Source organism: Phenylobacterium sp. (assembly GCF_035276905.1).
Taxonomy (GTDB): Bacteria; Pseudomonadota; Alphaproteobacteria; order Caulobacterales; family Caulobacteraceae; genus Phenylobacterium.
Genome location: NZ_DATELG010000232.1, coordinates 1 through 8,812 on the forward strand (window position 1 = coordinate 1; position 8,812 = coordinate 8,812).

Consider the following 8,812-nt stretch of genomic DNA (forward strand, 5'->3'; position numbering starts at 1 on the left):
CCGACCTACCTGAAGGACCGCGCGGCGCTGATCGGGCCGACCGCCGCCCAGTCGGTCGCCGCCGGCAAGCCCCCCGGCGCGCTGGCCTTCGGGCCGGACCGCACACAGGAACCCGGCGGCACCAGCCACGTCGTCATCGTCGACGCGCAAGGCGACGTCGTCTCCATGACCACCACGGTGGAGAGCGTCTTCGGCTCCGGCCGGATGGCCGGCGGCTTCTTCCTCAACAACCAGCTGACCGACTTCTCCTTCTCGCCGAAGGACGCTGACGGCGCGCCCGCCGCCAACGCCGTCGCCCCCGGCAAGCGGCCGCGCTCGGCGATGAGCCCGACCATCGTCCTCGACCGCCAGGGCCGCTTCGTCGCCGCCATGGGCTCGCCGGGCGGACCGGGGATCATCGCCTACGACCTGAAGACCCTGGTCGGCCTGCTGGACTGGAAGCTGTCGATGCAGGCGGCGATCGACCTGCCGAACCTGATCGCGCGCAAGGACGTCTACGACGCCGAGGTCGGCAAGTTCGCGCCGGGCGTGGTCGCCGGCCTGGCCGCCCGCGGCGTGACCCTGGTCGACGGCGTCGGCGCGGAGGGCTCCGGCCTGCACGGCGTCGAGACAACATCGCAAGGCCTGCGCGGCGGGGCGGATCCGCGGCGCGAAGGCGCGGCGCGGGGATTTTGAGATCCTGCCGTCGTTCTAAGCCGAGCTCCTGGCGCTCGAGGCCCGCCGCGCCCGCGGCGGCGCGCCGGGGAGGCGAAGCTCGAAGGTCGAGCCCTCCGGCCCGGATTCCGCCAGCGACAGGTCCCCGCCGTGGGCCTGGGCGAGCTCGCGGGCGATGGCCAGGCCCAGGCCCGCGCCGCCCGGCCGGCCGGAGCCGGCGAAGGCCTGGAACAGCCGCTCGCGCACGCGCTCCGGCACGCCCGGGCCGTTGTCGGCGACCCGCACCAGACTCACCCCGTCCGGCTGGGTCAGGGAGACGCGGACCTCGCCCGGCCCGGCGCGAACCTCCTGATGCTCGATCGCCTCGCGGGCGTTGCGCAGCAGGTTGACGAGGATGCGGTGCAGCTGGTCGGGATCGGCGGCGACCTGGTCGCCCTCGGCCACCTCGTTGACCAGCCGCACGCCGTCGCCGGTGAGCCGCGCCTCCTCGCCCGCCGCCTCGACCGCCGGCGCGAGCGGGACGTTGCGGATCTCCGGCGCCGGCTCCTCGGTCTTGCCGTAGGCGAGCACGTCGGAAGCCAGCCGCACCGCCCGGTCGAGCGCGCGCTCGAGCCTGGGCAGGGCCTGGCTGACCTTCGGGTCCTTCAGCGCCGCCAACCGCTCGGAGGCGATCTGGGCGCTGGTCAGCATGTTGCGCAGGTCGTGGTTGATCTTGGCCACCGCCTCGCCCAGCGCCGCCAGGCGCGCGCGGGAGTGGAGCGCCGCGCGCAGGTCCGCCTGCATGCGGTCGAGCTCGGCCTCGGCCCGGCCGATCTCGTCGCGGCGGCCGGAGAGCTTCAGCCGCGCCTTGGGATCTTCCGGGTCGGCGCGAAACCGCTCCATCGAGCGGGTGATCCGCTGCATCGGCCGCACCAGGAACAGGTTCAGCGCCAGATAGACCAGGACGCCGGTGATCGTGGAGACGAAGGCGACGATGAAGAACTGCCGCCAGAGATAGGCGGCCAGCGCCCGCTTCAGCTCGGCGTCGGAGGCGACGAACTCGACGAAGTCGGCCTTGCGGAAGCGCGGCTCGGCCATCACCCGCACGCGCCGGCCGTCGGCGCCGAAGAGGGTGCGGAACGGCGCGACCCACCCGAGGCCGGGCGCGCGCCCGCGCAGGTCGACGAGGTAAGGCGCCCGCGCGGGACCGGGCCTGGGCCTGGCGAACACCAGCGAGCGGATGCCGTCGACCGAGACCGCCACGATGTCGACGCCGGCGCCGTTGAGGAACTGGGCCTTCAGCTGCTCGGAGACGACGCGGTCGGGCGCGACCTCGGGCGCCAGCGAGGCGAGCTCGGCGGCGCGCACCCGGTCCAGCAGCCATTGCCGCTCGTAGTCTGCGAGCGACGGCGGCAGCGTCAGCGCGCCGCCCAGGGCGACGAACAGCACGGTGAGCACCAGCAAACGGGCTGAGAGGCCGCCGGGCCAGAAGAAGCGGCGGGGAGACGGCTTCGGAAGCTCCTGCGGCGTGGGCGCATCCGCCATGGCTATCCCGTAAATCACCCGGCCCGCTTCGGCAACGCAGGGTCTCGCCCCAGAGCGCGTATTAAGCTTGGCCGACCGCGTCCTTCACATTGGAGAAGCCGTCGCGCCGCAGCAAGGCCGCCAGTTCGCGCTTGATGCGTCCGACCAGGCCGGGACCTTCGTAGACCAGGGCCGAGTAGAGCTGCACGGCCGAGGCCCCGGCGCGAACCTTGGCGTAGGCGTCGGCGCCGCTGGCCACGCCGCCGGCGCCGATCAGCGTCAGCCGTCCCGCGGCGACCTCGGCGAAGGCCATTAAGCGGTCGGTCGACAGCGTCCTCAGCGGCGCGCCGGAGAGGCCGCCCGCCTCCTCGCGGAATCGCGACTTGAGCGCCGGGCGCGAGACGGTGGTGTTGGAGACGATGATCCCGGCGAGCCCGGTTGCGAGCACGGTCTCGACGATCGCCTCGACCTCGCCGTCCTCCAGGTCGGGCGCGACCTTGAGGAACATCGGGACCAGCCCCGCACGCGGCAGGGCGTCGCGCGCCTCGGCCAGGCGGCCGAGCAGCTCCTGCAAGGCGGCCTTGGTCTGCAGGGCGCGCAGGCCCGGCGTGTTCGGCGAGGAGATGTTGATGGTGAAATAGGACGCCAGGCCCCACAGCCGCCGAAGGCCCGCCACATAGTCGCCGATGCGGTCCTCGGAGTCCTTGTTGGCGCCGATGTTCGCCCCGACGACGCCCGGCCCGCGCGCCTTGAGCCGCCCGGCGAAGGCCTCCAGCCCCTCGTTGTTGAAGCCCATGCGGTTGATCACCGCCTGATCCTCGGTCAGGCGGAACAGCCTGGGGCGCGGGTTGCCGGCCTGGGGCTTGGGCGTGACCGTGCCGCACTCGACGAAGCCGAAGCCGGCCCGCAGCATGGGCGCGAACACCTGGGCGTTCTTGTCGAAGCCCGGGGCGAGGCCGACCGGGTTCGGCAGCGAGAGCCCCGCGACCTCGGTCGCCAGGATCGGATCGTCGCGCCCGGCGCGCGGCCCCAGCCCCATTTCCAGGGCGCGGATCGCCAGGCCGTGGGCGTCTTCCGGGTCAAGAGCGCGTAGCGCGCGGGTGGCCAGGGCGTGGAGAAGGGTCATGCTCGAAGTTCCTGCGCGATCGGCCACGCCGCGACGCCCCCTCCGTCTCGCCTTCGGCGATCCACCTCCCCCGCTTTGCGGTGGAGGATCTTGGCTGCAGATGCTCCACCGCAAAGCGGGGGAGCTGTCAGCGAAGCTGACTGAGGGGGCGTTCGGCGCTGGCTCACGCCAGATCACCGACCAACGGAACCCCGTCCGGCCCCAGCGGCGCGTCGGTGACGGCGCTCACCTTGGCCACATCCAGCGCCCCATACAGATGCGGAAACAGATCCCCGCCGCGCGACGGCTCCCAGCGCAGGTCCTCGCCGAGGCGGTCGGCCTCGACCTCCAGCACCACGAGGCCGTCCTGGCCGTGGAAGTGGCGGCGCGCGGTCTCCTGCGCCTGGGCCGCGGTGGAGAAATGGATGTAGCCGTCGCGGGCGTCGACCGCCGAGCCCTCGAAGCGGCCGAGCGCGCGAGCCTGCTCCCATTCGGCGCGCGCGAGGATCTTGTAGATCCGGCTCACAACCCGCGTTCCGGATAGAACAGCTGGTCGACCGTCGCGCGGCCCTCGGCGTCGAAATCGAACACCGCGACCGCGCCGGGGGGGAAGTGCCGCTGGGCGCGGGACAGGCATTCGGCGGGTGCGGTCCCGTCGCGCATCAGCCGCACGGCCAGCTCCTGCAGGCCGGGATTGTGCGCCACCACGATCACCGTGCGCGCGCCCGCCCCGGTCTTCTCGGCGATCTTGCGGATGGCGCCGGCCTCGGCGTTGTAGAGCGCGGGCTCGAACTTCACCGCGGCGCCGGCGACCGACAGCTCGACCAGCTCCCAGGTCTCGCGGGTGCGCGCCGACGGCGAGACCACCGCCAGGTCGGGCCTGAGGCCCAGGGCGGCGAGCTGCATGCCCACGGCGCGGGCCTCGCGCTGGCCGCGCGGCGCGAGCGCGCGGTCGAAGTCGTCGCCGCTGGGCGCTTCGCCTTCCGCCTTGGCGTGACGCAACAGGATGAGCCGGTCCATCGATCTTGTCCCTTTCGGCGCGCGTCTTAGAGCGCGTCAGGGTTGGGTGGAAGCCATTGACACTGAAAGGGCTTGGCGGTCCAAGGCCTTCATGACCGAAGCCGCAGCTTCCGCCGCGCCGGACATCCACGGCGGAACGATGAGGTTTCCGGCGGCGAAGGCGCTGCGGCTGGATTCCGGCGCGCGGCTCGCGCCGCTGGAGATCGCCTACAACACCTACGGACGCCTGAACGCCGACCGCTCGAACGCGGTCCTGGTCTGCCACGCGCTGACCGGCGACCAGCACCTCGCCTCGGTCCATCCGACCACCGGCAAGCCGGGCTGGTGGAGCCGGATGGTCGGCCCCGGCAAGCCGCTCGACCCCGAGCGCCACTTCATCATCTGCTCCAACGTGATCGGCGGCTGCATGGGCTCGACCGGCCCGGCCTCGATCGACCCGAAGACCGGCCAGCCCTACGGCCTGTCGTTCCCGGTGATCACCATCGCCGACATGGTCCGCGCCCAGGCCATGCTGGTCGAGGCGCTGGGCGTTGAGACCCTGTTCGCGGTGATCGGCGGCTCGATGGGCGGCATGCAGGTCTTGCAGTGGGCGGCGGACTATCCGGAAAAGCTGTTCTCGGCGATCTGCATCGCCGGCGCGCCGCGCCACTCGGCCCAGAACATCGCCTTCCACGAGGTCGGCCGCCAGGCGATCATGGCCGACCCCGACTGGCGCGGCGGCGGCTATGAGCGGGCCGGCGTGCGGCCGGAGAAGGGGCTGGCGGTGGCGCGCATGGCCGCGCACATCACCTACCTGTCCGAGGCCGCCCTGCAGCGCAAATTCGGCCGCGAACTGCAGCGCGACGGCCTCTCCTGGGGCTTCGACGCCGACTTCCAGGTCGAGAGCTACCTGCGCCACCAGGGGGCCAGTTTCGTCGACCGGTTCGACGCCAACTCCTACCTCTACATCACCCGGGCGATGGACTACTTCGACCTCGCCGCCAAGCACGGCGGCGCGCTGACCGAGGCCTTCGCCAAGGCCCGGCGGGTGCGCTTCTGCGTGCTCTCCTTCTCCTCCGACTGGCTTTATCCCACCGCCGAGAGCCGCGAGGTCGTGCGCGCCCTGAACGCCGCCGGCTGCCGCGCCAGCTTCGCCGAGATCGAGAGCGACAAGGGCCACGACGCCTTCCTGCTCGACGAGCCGCAGCTCGACGCGACCCTGCGGGGGTTCCTGGGCGCCCAGGCGCAGGCGCGGGGATTGGCGTGACCCTGCGCGAGGACTTCCGCGAGATCCTGCGGCTGGTGCGCCCCGGCGCGCGGGTGCTGGACGTGGGCTGCGGCGAGGGCGAGCTCTTGGAGCTCCTGACCCGCGAGAAGCGCGTCGACGGCCAGGGGCTGGAGATCAGCCAGGCCGGGGTGGCGGCCTGCCTGGCCAAGGGGCTGGCGGTGGTGCAGGGCGACGGCGACCGCGACCTCGACTACTTCCCGACCCAGTCGTTCGACTACGCCGTCCTGTCGAAGACCCTGCAGCAGATGCGCGAGCCGGCGCACGTGCTGGCCGAGCTTCTGCGCATCGCCGACCAGGCGGTGGTGTCGCTGCCGAACTTCGGGCACTGGCGGATGCGCTGGGCGCTCGTCACCACCGGGCGGATGCCGGAGACGCGCGCCTTGCCCGATCCCTGGTGGTCGACGCCCAACATCCACCTCTGCACCCTGCGCGACTTCACCGAGCTGTGCCGCGAGCTGGACCTGCGGATCGACGCCTGCTCGGCGCTGTCGAACGGCAAGCCGGCCCGGCCGATCGATCCGGAGCACCCGCTCGAGAACTGGCGCTCGGAGACCGCCCTCTTCCTGCTGAGCCGTCGCAACGCCGCGCCTCGCGCCCCGGCGCCGGTCGACCTGTTCGGCGAAGCGGCGCCGGGGCCTGCGGAGGCTCCGAAGCGGCGGAGAACGTCAAAGGCCTAAAGACCGTCCGGTCTCCATCGGCGCATTATCGGCAAATCATCGGCTGCGCGTCCTGTCGGCGGGACCGGCGACGCGGTTTCCTTGCGGCATGGCGCTCCCCGCGCCGTCCCCGCCAAGGAATTCCCGCCATGCCCCGCACCATCCTGCCCTTGCTGCTCGCTTCCGCCGTCGGCCTGAGCGCCGCCGGGATCGCCACCGCAGCCCCCGCCTCCGACGCCGAGACCACCACTGTCCGCGTGCGGGTCGCCGATGTCGACCTTTCCAGCGAGGCCGGCGCCCGCGTCGCGCTTCGCCGCATCACCCGCGCGGCCGGCACGATCTGCGGCGACGAGGCCGACAGCCGCGACCTGCAACGGCGCGCGCTGTTCCAGGCCTGCGTCCGCGGCGTCGTGGACGAAACCGTCGCCAGCGCGCACAGCCCGGCGCTCGCGGCGGCGGCCGGCGTCCCGGCGCCCGCCTCCACCCTGGCCGCCGCGAACTAACCGGCGGCCGCAGACTTCTGGAGCCGGCCCAAGAGGCCTATCTTGAAGCGATGAGCTCATCCGACGCCACGTTGGAGCCCCCTCGCATCCGGCTCGCCAGCGAGCCGCCGCTGAGCCTCGGCGACCTGCGGATCGAGCCGATGCTGCGGCGTCTCGCCCACCGCGACGGCCGCGAGGAGTTGATCGAGCCCAGGGTCATGCAGGTCCTGGTCGCGCTGGCGAAGGCGGAGGGCGGCGTGGTCACGCGCGACGCCCTGCTGGAGTCCTGCTGGGACGGCGCGATCGTCGGCGAGGACGCCATCGAGCGCGTCGTCGGCCGCATCCGCCGCCTGGCCGAGCGCTTCGACGCCTTCCGGCTGGAGACGGTGACCAAGGTCGGCTACCGGCTGCTGCGGCGCGAGCGGGCGCCCGCGGCTGCGGCGGCGACGCCGGACGGCCCCTCGATCTGCGTCCTGCCGTTCCTGAATCTCAGCGACGATCCGCAGCAGGCCTATTTCAGCGACGGCATGACCGAGGACGTCATCACCGACCTCAGCAAGGTCTCGGCGCTTTCGGTGCTGGCGCGCACCACCTCCTTCTCGCTGCGCGACGCCGCGGTCGGCGTCCCGGAGCTGGCCGGCCGGCTGGGCGTCAGCCACGTGCTGGAAGGCAGCGTGCGCAAGGCCGACGGCCGGGTGCGGGTCACCGCCCAGCTGGTCGACGGAACCACCGGCCTGCACCTCTGGGCCGAACGCTACGACCGGCCCGCCGCCGACGTCTTCGCCCTGCAGGACGAGCTCTCCTGCGCCATCGTCGAGGCGCTGCGCCTGCACCTGCTGCCCGAGGAGCGGGAGGCGATCGAGCAGCGCGGCACGCACCATCCGGAGGCCTACGAGCTCTACCTGCTGGCCCGCCGCTACTATCTAAGCGCCGGGGTCGATTTCGGCGAGCAGCGGCAGTTGGAGGCGATCGAGCGCCTGTGCCGCCGCGCCGTGACGCTGGATCCCGGCTACGCCCAGGCCTGGTCGCTAATCGCCGCGTCCCAGACCGCCCTCCTCTGCCATCTGAACATGCCGGGCGACGGCGGCCGCGAGGCGATCGAGCGGGCGCTGGCGATCGACCCGCACCAGGCCGAGCCGCACGCCATCAAGGCGCGCTACCTGCTGCAGGACGGCCAGATCGAGGATGCGCACAAAGAGCTCGACGTCGCCCTGCGGCTCGACCCGGGCTCGGCCCTGGTGCAGGCGGTGGCGGGCCGCTTCTTCTACACCCAGCGGGATTTCACCCGGGCGATTCCCCACCTGGAGTATTCCACCGACTGCAGCGAGATCTGGGCCGCCGAGGGCGGGCTCTTGCTCTCCGCCTATCACGCCGTCGGCGACGCGGCGGGCGTGCGCGGCGCGGCCCAGAAGGTGCTGGCGCGGGCCGAGAAAGTGCTGGCGCGCGACTACGTCAACCTGAGCGGCATCGGCTGCGCGGTCGGCGCGCTGATCGCGCTGGGTCAGGTCGAACGCGCCCGCGGCCTGGTCGACCGCGGCCTGCTGATCGACCCCGACAACGGCCGCATGCGCTACAACTTCGCCTGCGGCGTCAGCGCCTTCCTGGGCGATCACGAGGGGGCGCTGGAGCTCCTGGAGCCGGTCTTCGCCGAATGCTCGGCGGGCCTGCTGCGCCACGTCGAGACCGACCCCGACCTCGACGAGCTGCGCAAGGATCCGCGCTTCCGGGCGATGACCGCGGCGGCGGCGGAGAGGTTGGGGTGCGCCGAACGCCCCCTCAGTCAGCTTCGCTGACAGCTCTCCGGCGCCCGCCGCCCCTACCCCGTGATCGCCGCCGAATCGCGGTCGCCGGTGCGGATGCGCAGGGCCTGTTCGAGGTCCATGACGAACACCTTGCCGTCGCCGATCTTGCCGGTGTTGGCGCTGCGGGCGACGGCCTCGACCACCGCGTCGGCGACGTCCGAGGGGACGGCGATCTCCAGCCGGACCTTCGGCAAGAGCTTCACCTCGTACTCGGCGCCGCGATAGACCTCGGTCTTGCCGCGCTGGCGGCCATAGCCGCGCACCTCGGTGACGGTCAGGCCCGAGGCGCCGGCTTCGGTCACGGCGTCCAGCACCGCGTCGAG

Annotated in this window: 10 protein-coding genes; 5 read left to right on the forward strand and 5 right to left on the reverse strand. The window is 72.6% G+C overall.

Features of this window, described 5'->3' with window-relative positions; genetic code table 11:
• Positions 1–675 (forward strand): gamma-glutamyltransferase (locus VJS38_RS10780; protein ID WP_324088147.1); only part of this gene is annotated, 675 nt, incomplete at its 5' end.
• A gap of 15 nt (positions 676–690) precedes the next feature.
• Here the strand turns inward: VJS38_RS10780 and VJS38_RS10785 are convergent.
• The 4 genes from VJS38_RS10785 to VJS38_RS10800 all read right to left on the reverse strand — a co-directional run bounded on the left by VJS38_RS10785 (position 691) and on the right by VJS38_RS10800 (position 4,282).
• Positions 691–2,178: a HAMP domain-containing sensor histidine kinase gene (locus tag VJS38_RS10785; protein ID WP_324088148.1), complete on the reverse strand. Its 1,488-nt coding sequence runs from the start codon at positions 2,176–2,178 to the stop codon at positions 691–693.
• A gap of 61 nt (positions 2,179–2,239) precedes the next feature.
• Positions 2,240–3,283 carry a quinone-dependent dihydroorotate dehydrogenase gene (locus tag VJS38_RS10790; protein WP_324088149.1) on the reverse strand — a complete coding sequence of 348 codons (1,044 nt, stop codon included), beginning with the start codon at positions 3,281–3,283 and terminating at the stop codon, positions 2,240–2,242.
• A 163-nt stretch (positions 3,284–3,446) separates the two neighbouring features.
• Complete coding sequence (locus VJS38_RS10795; protein WP_324088150.1) at positions 3,447–3,788, reverse strand: DUF952 domain-containing protein; 342 nt, start codon at positions 3,786–3,788, stop codon at positions 3,447–3,449.
• Entirely contained in the window at positions 3,785–4,282 is a 498-nt protein-coding gene (locus VJS38_RS10800; protein WP_324088151.1) for a SixA phosphatase family protein, read from the reverse strand. Before VJS38_RS10800 ends, VJS38_RS10795 begins: the two co-directional genes overlap by 4 nt.
• A 91-nt stretch (positions 4,283–4,373) precedes the next feature.
• Here VJS38_RS10800 and metX point away from each other — a divergent pair, with 91 nt between their 5' ends.
• The 4 genes from metX to VJS38_RS10820 all read left to right on the forward strand — a co-directional run bounded on the left by metX (position 4,374) and on the right by VJS38_RS10820 (position 8,480).
• Positions 4,374–5,528, forward strand: a complete 1,155-nt coding sequence (gene metX / locus VJS38_RS10805) for a homoserine O-acetyltransferase MetX (protein WP_324088152.1) — start codon at positions 4,374–4,376, stop codon at positions 5,526–5,528.
• Positions 5,525–6,226 (forward strand): methionine biosynthesis protein MetW, encoded by a 702-nt coding sequence (gene metW / locus VJS38_RS10810; protein WP_414692436.1) that lies wholly within the window; start codon positions 5,525–5,527, stop codon positions 6,224–6,226. Before metX ends, metW begins: the two co-directional genes overlap by 4 nt.
• Positions 6,227–6,354: 128 nt before the next feature.
• Complete coding sequence (locus tag VJS38_RS10815) at positions 6,355–6,708, forward strand: UrcA family protein (protein ID WP_324088153.1); 354 nt, start codon at positions 6,355–6,357, stop codon at positions 6,706–6,708.
• Between the two features lie 50 nt (positions 6,709–6,758).
• The gene (locus VJS38_RS10820; RefSeq protein ID WP_324088154.1) at positions 6,759–8,480 is read left to right on the forward strand and encodes a TPR end-of-group domain-containing protein; all 1,722 of its coding nucleotides are present in this window, start codon (positions 6,759–6,761) and stop codon (positions 8,478–8,480) included.
• A 23-nt stretch (positions 8,481–8,503) separates the two neighbouring features.
• On the opposite strand, the gene VJS38_RS10825 is transcribed toward VJS38_RS10820, so the two are convergent.
• A partial coding sequence (locus VJS38_RS10825; protein ID WP_324088155.1) for a P-II family nitrogen regulator occupies positions 8,504–8,812 on the reverse strand: 309 nt, incomplete at its 5' end.